Source organism: Achromobacter sp. (assembly GCF_032102605.1).
Taxonomy (GTDB): domain Bacteria; phylum Pseudomonadota; class Gammaproteobacteria; order Burkholderiales; family Burkholderiaceae_B; genus Achromobacter.
The window spans coordinates 576519-591593 of the sequence record NZ_DAMDGT010000001.1; the positions used below are offsets into that span (position 1 = coordinate 576519).

Annotated in this window: 13 protein-coding genes; 8 read left to right on the forward strand and 5 right to left on the reverse strand. The window is 68.8% G+C overall.

Annotated elements, in window-relative coordinates; translation table 11 throughout:
* Positions 1 to 6 precede the first annotated feature (6 nt).
* From RT614_RS02720 to RT614_RS02755, 8 genes are all read left to right on the forward strand, one after another.
* Positions 7 to 975 (forward strand): ABC transporter permease, encoded by a 969-nt coding sequence (locus RT614_RS02720; protein ID WP_313620088.1) that lies wholly within the window; start codon positions 7 to 9, stop codon positions 973 to 975.
* Complete coding sequence (locus RT614_RS02725) at positions 972 to 1874, forward strand: ABC transporter permease (protein WP_313620089.1); 903 nt, start codon at positions 972 to 974, stop codon at positions 1872 to 1874. The genes RT614_RS02720 and RT614_RS02725 overlap by 4 nt, the downstream gene beginning before the upstream one ends.
* Entirely contained in the window at positions 1871 to 2872 is a 1002-nt protein-coding gene (locus tag RT614_RS02730; RefSeq protein WP_313620091.1) for an ABC transporter ATP-binding protein, read from the forward strand. The genes RT614_RS02725 and RT614_RS02730 overlap by 4 nt, the downstream gene beginning before the upstream one ends.
* On the forward strand, positions 2869 to 3891 hold the full coding sequence (locus RT614_RS02735; RefSeq protein ID WP_313620092.1) for an oligopeptide/dipeptide ABC transporter ATP-binding protein: 1023 nt from the start codon (positions 2869 to 2871) through the stop codon (positions 3889 to 3891). The genes RT614_RS02730 and RT614_RS02735 overlap by 4 nt, the downstream gene beginning before the upstream one ends.
* 25 nt (positions 3892 to 3916) lie before the next feature.
* Entirely contained in the window at positions 3917 to 5572 is a 1656-nt protein-coding gene (locus RT614_RS02740; RefSeq protein ID WP_313620094.1) for an amidohydrolase, read from the forward strand.
* 1 nt (position 5573) lies between these two features.
* Positions 5574 to 6608: a GTP-binding protein gene (locus tag RT614_RS02745; protein ID WP_313620095.1), complete on the forward strand. Its 1035-nt coding sequence runs from the start codon at positions 5574 to 5576 to the stop codon at positions 6606 to 6608.
* 112 nt (positions 6609 to 6720) lie between these two features.
* Entirely contained in the window at positions 6721 to 7113 is a 393-nt protein-coding gene (locus tag RT614_RS02750) for a nuclear transport factor 2 family protein (RefSeq protein WP_313620097.1), read from the forward strand.
* 9 nt (positions 7114 to 7122) lie between these two features.
* The gene (locus tag RT614_RS02755) at positions 7123 to 8538 is read left to right on the forward strand and encodes an FAD-binding oxidoreductase (RefSeq protein ID WP_313620098.1); all 1416 of its coding nucleotides are present in this window, start codon (positions 7123 to 7125) and stop codon (positions 8536 to 8538) included.
* A gap of 335 nt (positions 8539 to 8873) precedes the next feature.
* On the opposite strand, the gene RT614_RS02760 is transcribed toward RT614_RS02755, so the two are convergent.
* Genes RT614_RS02760 through RT614_RS02780 form a run of 5 tightly spaced genes read right to left on the reverse strand, consistent with a single transcriptional unit; the run spans position 8874 to position 15073 of the window.
* Positions 8874 to 9986, reverse strand: coding sequence for an FAD-binding oxidoreductase (locus RT614_RS02760; protein ID WP_313620099.1), 1113 nt, complete (start codon positions 9984 to 9986; stop codon positions 8874 to 8876).
* Positions 9983 to 11365 carry an FAD/NAD(P)-binding oxidoreductase gene (locus RT614_RS02765; protein WP_313620101.1) on the reverse strand — a complete coding sequence of 461 codons (1383 nt, stop codon included), beginning with the start codon at positions 11363 to 11365 and terminating at the stop codon, positions 9983 to 9985. Before RT614_RS02765 ends, RT614_RS02760 begins: the two co-directional genes overlap by 4 nt.
* The gene (locus RT614_RS02770) at positions 11356 to 11658 is read right to left on the reverse strand and encodes a (2Fe-2S)-binding protein (RefSeq protein WP_313620102.1); all 303 of its coding nucleotides are present in this window, start codon (positions 11656 to 11658) and stop codon (positions 11356 to 11358) included. The genes RT614_RS02765 and RT614_RS02770 overlap by 10 nt, the downstream gene beginning before the upstream one ends.
* On the reverse strand, positions 11655 to 13340 hold the full coding sequence (locus tag RT614_RS02775; RefSeq protein ID WP_313620103.1) for a thiamine pyrophosphate-dependent enzyme: 1686 nt from the start codon (positions 13338 to 13340) through the stop codon (positions 11655 to 11657). The genes RT614_RS02770 and RT614_RS02775 overlap by 4 nt, the downstream gene beginning before the upstream one ends.
* Entirely contained in the window at positions 13337 to 15073 is a 1737-nt protein-coding gene (locus RT614_RS02780; protein ID WP_313620104.1) for a hydantoinase B/oxoprolinase family protein, read from the reverse strand. Before RT614_RS02780 ends, RT614_RS02775 begins: the two co-directional genes overlap by 4 nt.
* Between the last annotated feature and the right edge of the window lie 2 nt (positions 15074 to 15075).

Below are 15075 nucleotides of genomic sequence, written 5' to 3' on the forward strand. Positions count from 1 at the left end.
GCCGTCATGCTGCGTTATCTTTCGCGCCGTCTTGCCTACGCCGCGGTGCTGCTGCTGGCCGTGGTGACGCTGAACTTCCTGCTGATCCACATCTCGCCGGGCGATCCCGTCGAGACCATCGCGGGATCCATGGGCGGCATCAGCGAAGAGCTGCGGGCCCAGCTTCGCGTGCAGTACGGCCTGGACAAGCCTTTCATCGCGCAGCTTGGGCTGTACCTGGCGCAGGTGCTGCGCGGCGACCTGGGCTATTCGTACTTCTTCAATCTCCCGGTCGCGCAGCTTATCTGGGAACGCGTTCCCGCCACGCTGCTGCTGGTGGTGACATCCGTGACCTGTGCGTTCTTCGTCGGCACGCTGCTGGGCACGCTGGCCGCGCGGAAGCCGAACGGGCTGCTGTCGCAGGGCATCACGCTGCTGTCCGTCGTGGGGTATTCCGCCCCGGTGTTCTGGACCGGCATCATTCTCATCATCCTGTTTGCGTCGGCCTTGCCGATCTTTCCGGTATCCGACATGCGGTCGGCGGGCGGGCCGCAGGACGGGTGGGCGGGCGTCGTGGACGTGCTGCATCACCTGGTGCTGCCGGCCTTCACGCTGGCCTTCGTATACCTGGCGCAGTACAGCCGGCTGGCGCGCGCCAGCGTCATGGACGCGCTGTCCGCCGATTACATCCGGACCGCCCGCGCGAAAGGCTTGCCGGAAAGCACGGTGCTCTACAAGCATGCGCTGCGCAACGGCGTGCTGCCGGTGGTGACGATGCTGGGCCTGCAGTTCGGCAATGTGCTGGCCGGGGCGATCCTGGTGGAGACCGTCTTCAATTGGCCCGGACTGGGCCGGCTGGCCTTTGATTCGGTGCTGCGCCGCGATTACCCCACGTTGCTCGGCATCCTGCTCTTTGCATCGTTGCTGGTGGTGGTGATGAACCAGCTCACCGATCTGGCCTACCGCCTGATCGATCCCCGGATCAAGACATCATGAGACCCGCACCCATCGCCATTCCCGGCGCCGCGCACAGCGATGCGCGGCCCAAACCGCCGCCCCGGCCGTCCTACGAAGCGCTGCGCGTGTTCGCGCGCAATCCCAGCGCGCTTGTCGGCGTGCTGCTGCTGGCGGCGATTTTGGCCATCACACTGTTCGGTCCGATGGTGCTGGAAGCCGATCCCTTCGAGATCGCAGCCGCGCCGATGGAGCCCCCCGGTTCCGAGCTGCTGCTGGGCTCGGACTACCTGGGCCGCGACGTGCTTACCGGCATGATCTACGGCGGCCGCGCGACGCTGCTGGTGGGCGTGGTGGCCGCGGTGCTGTCCATGGCCATCGGCATCACCATCGGCGCGCTGGCGGGCTATTACGGCGGCTGGGTCGACGAGACGCTCATGCGCATCACCGAATTCTTCCAGGTGCTGCCCACCTTGCTGTTCGCCATGGTGCTGGTCACGCTGTTCACGCCGTCGCTGACCACGATCGCCGTGGCCATCGGCGTCGTCAGCTGGACGGGAACGGCGCGCCTGGCCCGCGGGGAATTCCTGCGCCTGAAGCGGCGCGAATACGTGCTGGCGGAACGCGTCATTGGCGCGGGGGACGCGCGCATCATCTGGCGCGTCATCCTGCCCAACGCCCTGGCGCCACTGATCGTGTCCGCCACGCTGGCGATCGGCACCGCGATCCTGTTCGAGGCCGGCCTGTCGTTCCTGGGGCTGGGCGATCCCAACGTGATGAGCTGGGGCCTCATGATCGGCAGCAATCGTCCCTACATCCTGACCGCATGGTGGGCCGTGACCTTGCCCGGGGCGGCGATCTTCCTGACCGTGCTTGCCGTCAGCCTGATCGGCGACGGGTTGAACGATGCCCTCAATCCGACATCGCGGGGGCGGGCATGAACGCCGCCGACATGGGCCCCGTGCTGGAGGTGGACGGGCTGAGCCTGGAATTCCGCACGCGCGGGCGTACCGCGGAGGTGCTGAGCGACGTGAGCTTCGACCTGCGCCCCGGAGAAACGCTGTGCCTGGTGGGCGAGTCCGGCTGCGGCAAGAGCATGACCGCGCTGGCCATCATGCGGCTGATTCCGCCGCTGGCGCGCATCGGCGCCGGCCGCGTGCGCCTGCGCGGCGCCGACCTGGCGTCGCACGACGACGAAGCCATGCGGCGGGTGCGCGGCAACAACATTTCGATGATCTTCCAGGAGCCCATGACCGCGCTCAACCCCGTCTACTCGGTGGGTGACCAGATCGCCGAGCCGCTGCGCCTGCATCAGGGATTGACCAAGAGCCAGGCGCGCGAGCGCGCCATCGAGATGCTGAAGTCCGTGGGCATTCCGCTGCCGGAACGCCGCGTGGACGATTATCCCCACCAACTTTCCGGGGGCATGAGGCAGCGCGTCATGATCGCGATTGCGCTGGCCTGCGACCCGGACGTGCTCATCGCCGACGAACCCACGACGGCGCTGGACGTGACCGTGCAGGCGCAGATCTTCGACCTGCTGCGCGAGCAGCAGGCGCGGCGGGGCACCGCGGTGTTGCTGATCACGCACGACATGGGCGCGGTATCGGAAATGGCGGACCGCGTGGTGGTGATGTATGGCGGGCGGGTGGTGGAGCAGGGAAGCGTGGGCCAGATCCTGGCGCATCCCCGTCATCCGTATACGCAAGGCCTGATCGCCTGCCTGCCGGAACTGGACCGCGAACCCGACGACGAGCGGCCGGACCTGCCCGAGATTCCCGGCGTGGTGCCATCGGTATGGGAGCGCGGCGCGGGCTGTCCTTTCGTCGACCGCTGCAACCACGCCATGGCGCGATGCAGCCGCGAGTTCCCGCCCATGAGCCTGCTGGACGGCGGCCAGGGCGTTTCCTGTTGGCTTTACCCGGAGGCATCGCGATGAGCCTGGCGCAGTCGTCATCCCTGCTGTCGGTGCGAGACCTGATGGTGCATTTTCCGGTTGGCGGCCGGGGACGCGACGGGACGCCCGCAGTCGTGCGCGCGGTGGACGGCGTGTCGTTCGACCTGGAGCGCGGCCGCACGCTGGCCATCGTGGGCGAGTCCGGCTCGGGCAAGACCACCACGGCGCTGTCCGTGCTGCGCCTGGCGGACCCGACGGGCGGCAGCATCCATTTCGACGGCAGCGACCTGACCGCGATGCGCGGATCGGCGCTGCGCAAGATGCGGCGCCGGCTGCAGCTCGTCTTTCAAGATCCGTATTCGTCGCTGAACCCGCGCCAGCGGGCCGAGGATATCGTGCGCACGCCGCTGGACCTGATGGGCATCGAGCCGCCCGGCGGGCGCGAGGCGCGCGTCGCGCTGATGTTCGAATTGGTGGGCCTGAGGCCCGAGCAGCGGCAGCTCTTTCCGCATCAGTTCAGCGGCGGCCAGCGGCAGCGGCTGAACATCGCGCGGGCGCTGGCCAGCGCGCCGGACCTGATTGTCTGCGACGAGCCCGTGTCCGCGCTGGACATCGCCATTCGCGCGCAGATCCTGAACCTGCTGCGCCGCATCCAGCGCGAGCAGGGACAGTCCTTTCTCTTCATCTCGCACGACATGGCGGTGGTGGAGCACGTGTGTGACGACATCGCGGTCATGTACCTGGGCAAGATCATCGAGCGCGCTTCGCGGCGCGCCTTTTTTTCGCGGCCGCTGCACCCGTACAGCGTGGCGCTGATGTCCGCCGTGCCCACCGTGAAGGGCGGCCGCGAGACCGCCGCGCGCCGCGTCAGGCTGCAGGGCGATCCGCCCAGCCCGGTGAACCCGCCGCCCGGCTGCCGCTTTGCCGGACGTTGCCCCGCCGCGCAGGCGGTGTGCGCCCAGCAGGAGCCCCCGCTGCGCGAAGTGGCGTCGGCCCATCACGTCGCCTGCCATTTTGTCGAGACCCGGAACGGCGAGGCTGTATCGCCGTTGCAGGCCTGAACCCCACGAACCCAAGGAAAGCCCGATGAACCAGCCTTCTGGCGCCACCACGATCTACGCCGCCCGCACCATCCTGACCATGAACCCCGCCCAGCCGCGTGCGACGCATGTCGCCGTGCGCGACGGGCGCATCCTGGGCGTAGGCAGGCTGGAGGACCTGGCCGGCTGGGGGCCGGCGGACGTGGACGAACGCTACGCGGACAGCGTGCTGATGCCCGGACTGGTCGAGGGGCATTGCCATTTGCCGGAAGGCGGCATGTGGAAGTTCGTGTACGTGGGCTATTACGACCGCCGTGGACCGGATGGCACGCTGTGGCAGGGCCTGAAGAGCTTTGAGGAGGTCGCCGCAAGGTTGCGCGACTTCGAACGGGCGCTTGCGCCGGACGAGACGCTGATCGGCTGGGGCTTCGATCCCATCTTTTTTGGCGGCGACCGCATGAGCATCCAGGATCTGGACGCGGTGTCCGCCGACAGGTCCATCGTGGTAATGCATGCAAGCATGCATTTGATGAACGTGAATTCGCCCATGCTGGCGCGCGCCGGAATCGACCGGGACACCGATATCGAAGGGGTGACGCGGCTTGCCGACGGGCGGCCCAGCGGCGAACTGTGCGAGTTCGCGGCCATGTTCCCGGTCATGCGGCTGATCGGCAGCCCCTTTCGTACGGTCGGTTTGACGGAAGAAGGATTGCGGATGTTCGGCAAGGTCGCGCAATGGGCGGGCGTGACCACGGCGACGGACCTGGTCAACGAGTTGAACGACGAGGGGCTGGCGACGCTGGCGCGGGTGACGTCCGAGGCCGACTACCCGGTCCGGATCGTGCCTGCGGCGTCCGCGCTGACGTACGCGGGCGATCCGGCGGGGTGCCTGGAAAAGCTTGGCGCCGCGCGCCGCCTGAACCATGACAAGCTGCACCTGGGCATGGTGAAGCTGGTGGTGGATGGATCGATACAGGGCTTCACCGCGCGGGTGCGCTGGCCCGGCTACTTCAACGGGGCGCCCAACGGCATCTGGGTGATTGCGCCGTCCGAACTGGATGCGATGGTGCAAACCTATCACGACGCAGGCGCGCAGCTGCACATCCACACCAATGGCGACGAGGCCACGCAGCTTGCCATCGAAGCCGTCGAACGGGCCCTGCGGCGCACGCCACGGCGGGACCACCGCCATACGCTGCAGCACTGCCAGATGGCCGACGCCGCGCAGTTCCGCCGCATGGCCAGCCTGGGCATGTGCGTGAACCTGTTCGCCAACCACATCTATTACTGGGGCGACGCGCACTACGCGCTGACCATGGGCCCGGACCGCGCCAACCGCATGGACGCCTGCGCGTCGGCGGCGCGCGCGGGGGTGCCGTTCGCCATCCATTCCGACGCGCCCATCACGCCATTGGGGCCGCTGTTCACGGCATGGTGCGCGGTGAACCGGCAGACGGCGTCGGGGCGGGTGCTGGGCGCTTCGGAACGCATCGGCGTCGACGCGGCGCTGCATGCCATCACGCTGGGCGCGGCGTACACGCTGCACATGGATCACCTGGTCGGTTCCATCGAGGTCGGCAAGCACGCGGACTTCTGCGTGCTGCGGGACGATCCCACCGCCGTGCCGGCGCAGGACCTGAAAGACTTGACGGTGTTGGGCACGGTCATCGGGGGCCGGCCGCTGGCGCTGCGGGCAGCCTGACATGGCGCGCATTCCGCTGACGGTGGTGGGCGGTTTTCTTGGCGCCGGCAAGACGACGCTGTTGAATCACGTGCTGGCCTCCAGTCCGCGCCGCGCGGCGGTGCTGGTGAACGACTTCGGCCCCATAGATGTGGATGCCGCCTTGATCGCGCAACGCGCCGACGACGTGATCCGGCTGGCCAACGGCTGCGTCTGCTGTTCCATGGCGGGCGGCCTGGACGATGCGCTGGCGCGAGTGCTGTCGCTGGATCCCTTGCCCGAATGGATCGTCATCGAGGCCAGCGGCGTGTCGGACCCCGGCCGCATCGCCCAGGTCGGCCTGTCCGATCCGATGCTGCAGCTGGAAGGGGTGGTGGTGCTGGCGGATGCCGGCGGCGTGCGCGCCGCGGCGGCCGATCCTTTGTTGGCGGACACGGTGCAGCGCCAGCTCCGGGCCGCCGATCTGCTGGTGCTGAACAAGACCGACCTGGCTGGCGAAGACGAGCTGGCGTCGCTGCGCGGCTGGCTGCGGGACGCAAGCGGCGGCGCGCCGGTGCTGGACGCGCGCGAGGGCAGGGTGGACCTGCGCTGCCTGACCGGCGAGGCTGTCCCGCCGCGCGCCGAACATGGCTGTAGCGAACACGGCTGCGCAGGCGCCTTCAGCGGCCATCATTGCGAGCATTCAGGCGGACAGGTCGAATCGCCCGACCCCGCGCATCCGTTCCAGGGCTGGCTCTGGCGCGCGCCGGAACTTCTGGATGCCGATCGGCTGGCCGAGTGCCTGCGGCAGTTGCCGCGCGAAGTGCTGCGCGCCAAAGGCTGGGTGCAAACCCAGCGGCACGGTTGGGTGCTGGTGCAGCTGGCGGGTCGCCGGGTGCGTTTCGATACCCAGGCGCCGCCACCGGCCAGCCTGGACGGTCCGGGGCTGGTGCTGATCGGGATGCGTGGCGGCATCGACATCGACGACGTCGCGGCCAGGCTGGCCCCGGCTGCGTTGCGCATGAGCGAGGCGGCGCACCCGGCGTCGCAGGCGCCGCGCTCGGCCCGCCCGCATTGATTCTGGTGCAAGCGATTCCCCGCTTCTGGTTCTAGACCCTGGCATGCCCCGCACGTACCTTGGTGGTTCAGCGTGACGCATCTTGCGCCGCGCCAGCAGAGGAGGGTAGGCAATGCAGAAATCCGTCACCGTGGAGATGCTGGCCGAGTTTGCGGCCGCCTGGAATCGGCACGACATCGACGCCTTGATGTCTTTCATGAGCGAGGACTGCGTGTTCGAGACCGTGGGCGGACCCGAGCAATACGGCAGCCGCCATTCCGGACCGGAAGCGGTGCGCGCAGCCTTTGCCGCCGCCTGGAAGAATTTTCCGGACGCGCAGTGGGAGAACGGCCGGCATTGGGTGGCGGGCGATCGCGGCGTGTCCGAATCGACGTTCCGCGGCACCGCCGCGGACGGGACGCGGGTGGAGGCCGACATGGTCGATGTCTTCACCTTCCAGGACGGCAAGATCCGCGTGAAGAACGCATTCCGCAAGCAGCGCCCGGCTTTGCCGGCACGGAGCTAGCCACCACCTATGGATACGCAAATGTCTCCCGGCCTTCACTCACCGGCGCGCGCGTCCGGCGCCGCGATCAGCGCGTACAACCCGGCCTATGATCCGCTGGTGTCCCCGCCCGGCCAGGGGCAGGATTACGCGCCGACGTACTGGGTGGCGACGGCGGGCGCGCCGCCAGAGGACGACGGCCCGATCAGTGGGGACATCGATGCCGACGTGGTGATCGTGGGTTCCGGCTTTACCGGGTTGTCGGCGGCCCTTGCGCTGGCGCGCGATTTTGGAGTGAAGGCGGTCGTGCTGGAGGCCAATCGCGCGGTGTGGGGGTGTACCAGCCGTAACGGCGGGCAGGGGCAGAACGCCTCGGGCCGGCTCTATCGATCGCAGTGGATCGCGCGCTGGGGGCTGGATACGGCAAAGCGGCTGGATGCCGAGATCCGCGAAGGGTTCGAGTACTGGAAGAGCCTGGTGGCGCAGGTGGATTGCGATGCGCAGCCGGGCGGCCATCTGTATACGGCGCATCGCCAGAAGAAGATGGCTTTCCTGCAGAACGAGGCCCGCGTGATGCGGGAGACTTTCGGCTACGACACGAAGATGCTGAGCGGCGCGGAGCTGCGGGAACGCTACGTGGACGACCGTGAAGCCGTGGGCGCGATGCATGAGCCGGACGGGGTGGGGGTGCATCCGCTGAAGCTGGCGTATGGGTATCTGCGGCAGGCGCGCGCGCTGGGTGTGCGCATTCATCCGGGCAGCCCGGTGCTGGGATGGCGCGTGGAAAACGGCGTGTACCTGCTGCACACGCCGGGCGGCACGGTGCGGGCGAAGCGCGTTGCGTTCGCGACGGGTGGCTATACGGCGCAGGGCGTGAACCGTTTGTTGGACAACCGGATCATGCCGGTGCTGTCGAATTCGATGGTGACGCGGGTGTTGTCGCCGGCGGAGCGCGAGGCGGCGGGGTTGAAGAGCACGGTGTTCATTACGGATACGCGGACGCTGCGTTTCTATTACCGGTTGCTGCCCGATGGCCGGATGCAGATCGGCAGCCGCAGCGCGTTGCGGGGAGCGGATGCGGAGAATCCACGTCATCTGGCGCTGTTGCGCGAGGGGTTGGCGCGCAAGTTTCCGGCGCTGCGGGGCGTGGATGTGGCGTATTCGTGGTGGGGCTGGGTGGACGTGAGCCACGATATGATGCCGCGCATTACGCAGCCGGATCCGGCGCAGCAGGTTTATTACGCGTTCGGATATGGGGGGAATGGGGTGGCGTTTTCTGCCCATGCGGGGCGGCGGTTGGCGCAGCGGATGATGGGCAAGGACGGTATCGCATGGGACTTGCCGATTTACGATACGCCGTTGCCGGGGCATATGTTTGCGCCTTTTCGCAGGATTGGGCAGGGGTTGTTGTATCGGTGGTATTACTTGCGGGATGAGTTGCTGTAGGAGGGGCTCTGGGAGGCTGGCTGCGGTTGGGGTTCTTTAGACGCCCGGCACGTCGGCGGCCTGGGGTGCGCGGGGCTACGATTGCGGTCCGGAGCCTTCGCTCCGGACTTGCCTAGGCGGCCCCCCCCCGTCGTCATCGTCGTTGTCGCCTTCGGCGACTGCCTTCCGATTCCCTCGGGCGCATTTACACGCCCCGCGCACCCCAGGCCGCCGACGCGCCGGGCTCGGGAGGTTGGATCTTGTCGGCTGCTGGGCGGGCGGTGAATTTGGCTCGCCACGGTCGGGAGACTGTCGGGCGGTTCACTTGACTTGGAATGCGGCCGCTTCGGCCTGTTCTAGGCCGCGCTCCAGCGGCTGGGCGCGAATTTCTGCGCCATCATCAGGCCGCCGCGGCCCGTCGCCATTTCGGCGATGACTTCGCCCACTGCTGGCGCGATTTGGAAGCCGCCGCCGGAGAAGCCGAAGGCATGCAGCAGGCGCGGGACCCGGGGGCTGAAGCCGATGACCGGGTTTTTGTCGCTGAAGTAGCCTTCGATGCCAGACCAGCAGCGGATGACGCTGGCGCAGGCCAGTGCGGGCAGGATGGTTGGGGCCGTTCGTCCGAGTTCCGCCATGGCTGCGCGGCCCGGGCGGCTGCGGTCGCCGGGTAGGGGTACGCCGTAGCCGCCGCCCATGACGACGTTGCCGCGCGCGACTTGGCGGGCGTAGAAGCCGCCGCCTTCCACGCCGAGCGAGACGCCGATCTGGGGGGAAAGTGGTTCGGTGACGAGCATGGTGGGATATTTCACTTGCAAGGGGAGGTCGTCGCCGAAGCGGCTTGCAACGGCGGCGCCCCAGGCGCCTGCCGCGTTGATGACGGTGGTGGCGCGGATGCGGCGTCCGTCGGCGGCGGTCAGCAGGAAGTCTTCGCCTTGTGTGTCTGTCTGCGTGATGGCGCAATGTTCGAGCAGGTGGGCGCCGGCCCGCGCGGCGGCGTGGGCGAATGCGGGCGCGACGAGGCGCGGGTTGGCCTGTCCGTCTTGCGGGCATAGCGATCCGCCGGCTATGCCGGGGCCCAGCGCCGGAAAGCGGCGGCGCAGTTCGGTGGCGTCGATGATTTCAAGGCCCAGGTCGAAGTCGCTTACCTTGTCGCGGTAGGCGCAGAGCTTTTCCAGGTCGGATTCGGATCGGGCCAGTTTCAGGTGGCCGCTGCGCACGTATTCCGCGTCGGTGCCGATGAGTTCGGGCAGGCGCGACCAGATGCCGTGCGCGCGCTGCGCCAGGTAGAGCTGTTCGATGGAGCGTCCTTGCCGGCGCACGCCGCCGAAGTTGACGCCGCTGGCGCGCGCGCCGCTCGCGCCGCTGTCGATCAGGGCGGTGGCTACGCCCAGGCGGCGCAACGCGAGGGCGGCGCAGGCGCCCACCAGGCCGGCGCCGATGATGGCGACTTCGGTATGCAGCGGGTTCATGGTTGCACCCCGCCGAGCACGGCAAGGTTCACGGGCTTGACCGGCGCCTGGCCGCGCAGGCGGCCGATGTCCGCCAAAGCCAGTCCGCGGCAGTCGGCCAGCAGTTCGGCGGCGCCGGCCTGGCACATGCGGCCCTGGCACAGGCCCATGCCGATGCGCGTCAGCGCTTTCAGCCGGTTGAGGTCGTCGATGGCGTACTGCTCGGCCGCGGCGCGCAGCGTGCCCGCGCGCACCTCTTCGCAGCGGCAGACCATGACGGAGTCGTCGCAGCTTGCCCCGGGCAGGGGAAAGGCCTGGTCCAGGCCGCGCCGGAACCGCGCCCATCTGGCTTGCTGGCGGGCCAGCGCCTGCACGCGACCGGCGCTGACGGCGATGCCGCTATCGGCCAGCATGGCCAGGGCGGCGCGTTCTCCCGCGAGTTCGGCCATGACGGCGCCGCCGATGGCCGCACCGTCTCCGGCCAGGTAGACGCCGGCGGCCGAGCTGCGGCCGTCGGGGTCGCGGCGCGCAAGCCACGCGCGTTGAACCGCGTCGAAATCGAAAGCGCAATCCAGCAGGTCGGCCAACTGGGTTTCGGCGCGCAGTCCGTGGCCGACGGCCAGCGCGTCGCAAGCGAACGCGCGGGATTGGCCGTCTATGGCGGCAAGCACGGTCTCGACCCGGCCGTCGCCCTGCGCGGCGCCGAGCTGCGCATTGTGGTGCACGGGTATGCCGTGGGCGCGTAGCCATCCCAGGTAGTACAGGCCCTTGGCCAGCATGCCGGGCTGGCTCAGCAGGGCGGGCGTGGCGCGGACCTGCCCGACGAAAGGCGCCTGGTCCAGCACGGCCAGCACGTGGGCGCCAGCGCGCGCATATTGATAGGCCACCAGATAGAGCAGGGGGCCGGTGCCGGCGAAGACGATGCGTGGCCCGAACACGCAGCCCTGGCTTTTCAATGCGATCTGCGCGCCGCCCAGCGAGTAGACGCCGGGCAGGGTCCAGCCCGTGAAGGGCAGCACGCGGTCGGTGGCGCCGGTGGCCAGCAGCAGACGGGAGTACGCAAGGGTTTTCAGTTCGCCGTCGCGGACCAGGTCCAGGCTGCCGGGCGAGGCGTTCCACACCGCGGTCCCGGCGCGATAGTCGGCCCGGGTGGCCAGGTCCGCGCCGGCCGTGTGGATGGCTTGCGCGCGTTTCCATTCGAAGCCGTAGCGCTGGCGCGCATTGCCGCGCGGCGCCACGCCCTGGCGATAGATCTGGCCGCCGGGCAAAGCGGCCTCGTCGACGATCACCGGACGCACCCCGTGGCGCAGCAGCGTCTGCGCAGCGCGCACGCCTGCCGGGCCGGCTCCCACTACTACCATGGTTGGCGCGTCCACGCCGCCGGGCGGATTCATCTGCATGCAAGTTCTCCGGGCGCGGCGCTCACCAACTCCATGCCGTCTTGCGCCGGGGTGGAACAGGCGCGCAGGCGCTTGCCGTCCGCGGTCTGCACCCAGCAATCCTGGCAGGCTCCCATCAGGCAGAAGCCGGCGCGCGGCGCGCCTTCGCCCAAGGTGACGCGCAGGTGTTGCGCGGCCAGCAGCAGCGCCGTCAGCACCGTGTCGCCTAGATGGGCTTGCAGCGGCTGGCCGTTCCAGGTGATCCGCAACGCAGGCGAAACGGGCGCCGACGCGCGGCGCAGGAGTGGTGTCATGCCGCCTTCTCCGCCCGGCGCATCTGCGACAGCGTACGGTCCGGCAGGATGATGTCGGCGTCGTAGCGCAGTTCCACCACGGCCGGCATGCGATGTTCGTTCGCATAGGCCAGCGCGGCGTCGTAGGCGGGCGCGAAATCCTCGCTGCGCTGGACCGCGGCGCCGAAACCGCCGTAGCTTTGCGCCAGCAGCGCAAAATCCGGGTTGACCAGTTCCGTGGCCAGCGCGCGGCCGGGATATGCGCGTTCCTGGTGCAACCGGATGGTGCCGAAGAGCCCGTTGTTGAAGACCAGCACCACGATGCCCAGACGGTATTGGGCCGCGGTGGCCAGTTCCTGCATCGTCATCTGGAAGCAGCCATCCCCGGCAAAGCAGACCACCGCCGCGCTTCGATCGCGCAGCTTGGCGGCGATGGCTGCCGGCAGGCCGTATCCCATGGCGCCGACCGCGGGGGCCAACTGGCTGCCGGCCCCTTTGAAGGCGATATGCCGGTGCGCGTAGAGCGCGTAGTTGCCTGCGCCCACGGTGACGCACGAGCGTTCCGGCAGGGTGGCGGCGACGTGGCGCGCTGCCGCGTTCAGGTCCAGCGGACCCGGTGTGGGCGGCAGCGGGGCCGCGGTTTCCACGGCGTCGGCGCCGCGGCGGCGCGGTTGCCAGCCCGGTGTCGGCGCCAGCTCGGCGGCAGCCTGTGCAAAGCCTTCCACGCTGGCCACCATGCCCAGCGCCGGCGTGCACAGCCGCCCGATCTCATTGGCGTCGGGATGGATGTGCACCAGGGTCTGGCGCGGTGTGGGGGAGGCCAGCCATTCGTAATTGATGGTGGTGGGCTCGCACAGGCGCGTGCCCAGCGCTATGACCAGGTCGCTGCCCATGACGGCGCGCTTCTGGTGAGCGGGCATGCTTGCGCTGACCTGGCCCACGAAATTGGGATGGTCATTGTCGAACAGTTCCAGACGGCGCCACGCGGTCGCCACGGGCAGGTCGAAGCGCAGCGCGAAATCGCGCACGGTCTGGCGCGCGGCGGCAGTCCAGCGCGAACCGCCCAGCAGCAGCAGGGGGCGCTCGGCCGCTTCCAGCAATGCGCGCAGGCGTTGCATGTCGCTGTCGGCCGGACGCGCGCAAGGTGTCGGGGGCGGGGCGGCCAGCGCGGCGTCGGCGAAGCTGGACAGCATGTCCTCGGGTAGCGAAAGCACCACGGGTCCGGGCCGGCCGCCTGTGGCGATCGCCCAGGCGCGCGCCAGGTATTCGGGGATGCGGTCGGCCCGTTCGATCTGCGCGACCCATTTCGCCAGCGGCGCGTACATGGCGCGGTAGTCCACTTCCTGGAAGCATTGGCGGTCGACGGTGTCGCTACCGACCTGGCCGATGAACAGGATCATTGGCGTCGAGTCCTCCCGGGCGGTGTGCACGCCGATCGCGGCGTTGGTCGCGCCGGGGCCGCGCGAGACGAAGCAGATGCCCGGCTGGCCGGTCAGCTTGCCATGCGCCTCCGCCATGTAGGCGGCGCCGCCTTCCTGGCGGCAGACCACAGCTTCGATCGCATCGCGCCGCGTATAGAGCGCGTCGATACAGGGAAGGAAGCTCTCACCGGGCACCATGAACACGCGCTCGACGCCAAATGCCTGCAACTGCGCGACCAGCAGTTCACCGCCGCTGCGCAGGCCCGAAACGGGGCCAGTCATGCCGCATCTCCTTGCAGCGCGAGCGCCACGCGTTCCGCGCCGTAGTCGCGCTCGGCCGCCGCCCGGCTGACCTTGCCGCCCAACACGTCGTTGCGGATGGCGGCGGCGCCGCGCTCGGCGGGAACGCCGTAGCCGCCGCCTCCGGGCGTTTCCAGGCGTACGGATTGGCCGCTGGCCAAGGCATGGCCCGCGATCTTGTTGGCCAGGCGCTGTTCATCCGGGCGGCCCGGGTTCTGCACCACGCGCGAGGTTCCGCCTTCCAGCCCGCCGTTCAGGCCCGCGGCGCCGAACAGCGCGGCATCGCACCGGATGGTGCAGATCAACTGGTCGTGCAGCGATCGGATCTGGCGAGCGATGCCCATGCCGCCCCGGTGGCGGCCGGCGCCGCCGCTATCGTTGACCAGCGCGTACTCCTCGACCAGCAAGGGGTATTCGATCTCCAGCGCCTCCGCCGGCAGGTTCGATGTGTTGGTCACGTGCACCTGGATGCCATCCATACCGTCTCCCTGCGCGCGTCCTCCCGCGCCGCCGCCCAGGGTTTCCAGATAGACGAAGGTGCCTTTGCCGTCCTGCATGGGCACCGAGAACAGCATGGACGGCATGACGTCATTGCACGAGGCCATGGCGCGGTCGGGCGGAAGCAGCTGGCCCAGCGCGCCGATAACCGTGCCCGCGACGCGTTGCGCGGTGGTGACGCGCGCGCCGACCGCCGCCGGAAAGCGCGGATTGGTGATGGTGCCTTCGGGAGCAGTGATGGTGATGGGCTGGAACAGACCGTTGTTGGGCATGAGATCGGGATCGAGCATGGCCTTCACCGCGAAATAGACGCTGGCGTTCAAGGCGCTGGCGGGCAGGTTGAAGGCGCCGCGCGCCTGCTTGCCGGTGCCCGTGAAATCCACGTAAAGCTGGCCGTCGCGCGCATGCACGTTGGCCTGGATGGTGACCGGGTCGCCGCCCATGCCGTCGTCGTCCATGCGCTCGGTGAAGGTGCAGGTGCCGGCGGGAAGCTGGGCGATGCGGTTGCGCAGGCGCCGTTCCGTGTACACCATGATGCTGTCGATCGCCGACAGCACGGTCTGCAGGCCGGACTGTTGCACCAGTTCCAGCATCAGCTTGGCGCCCTTGTCATTGGTGGCGATCTGGGCGCGGATGTCGTGCATCCGGTTGTCCGGCTCGCGGGTGTTGTGCGCGATCATTTCCAGCAGGTCCATGTCCAGCTCGCCTTCGCGCACGATGCGCATGGCCGGCAGCCGGATGCCTTCCTCCCAGACCGTCTTGAGATGGTGCGAAGTGGACCCGGGGACCGCGCCGCCCACGTCGGTATGGTGGCCGATGTTGGCGGCGAAAAAGCGCAGCACGCCCTCATGGAAGATGGGGGTGATGACGGTGATGTCGGGCGCATGCGTGCCGCCGGCGAGATAGGCGTCGTTGCACAGGAAGGCGTCGCCGGGACGCACGCCGGCCGCGCCGTAGCGCCGCAGCACGGCGTCGATGCCGCCGGACAGCGATCCCAGGTGGACGGGCACGTGGGCGGCCTGCGCCACCAGCCGGCCGGCGGCGTCGAACAGCGCCACCGAGCAGTCCTTGCGCTCTTTGATGTTGGTTGAAAAGGAAGACCGGATCAGCGTGTTGCCCATTTCTTCGGTGATGGACAGCAGGCGGTTGCTGAAGACCTCCATTTCAATGGGGTCGAAAGTGTCCGTGCCGGGGGCGGGGATCGAAGGGGTGGTCATGG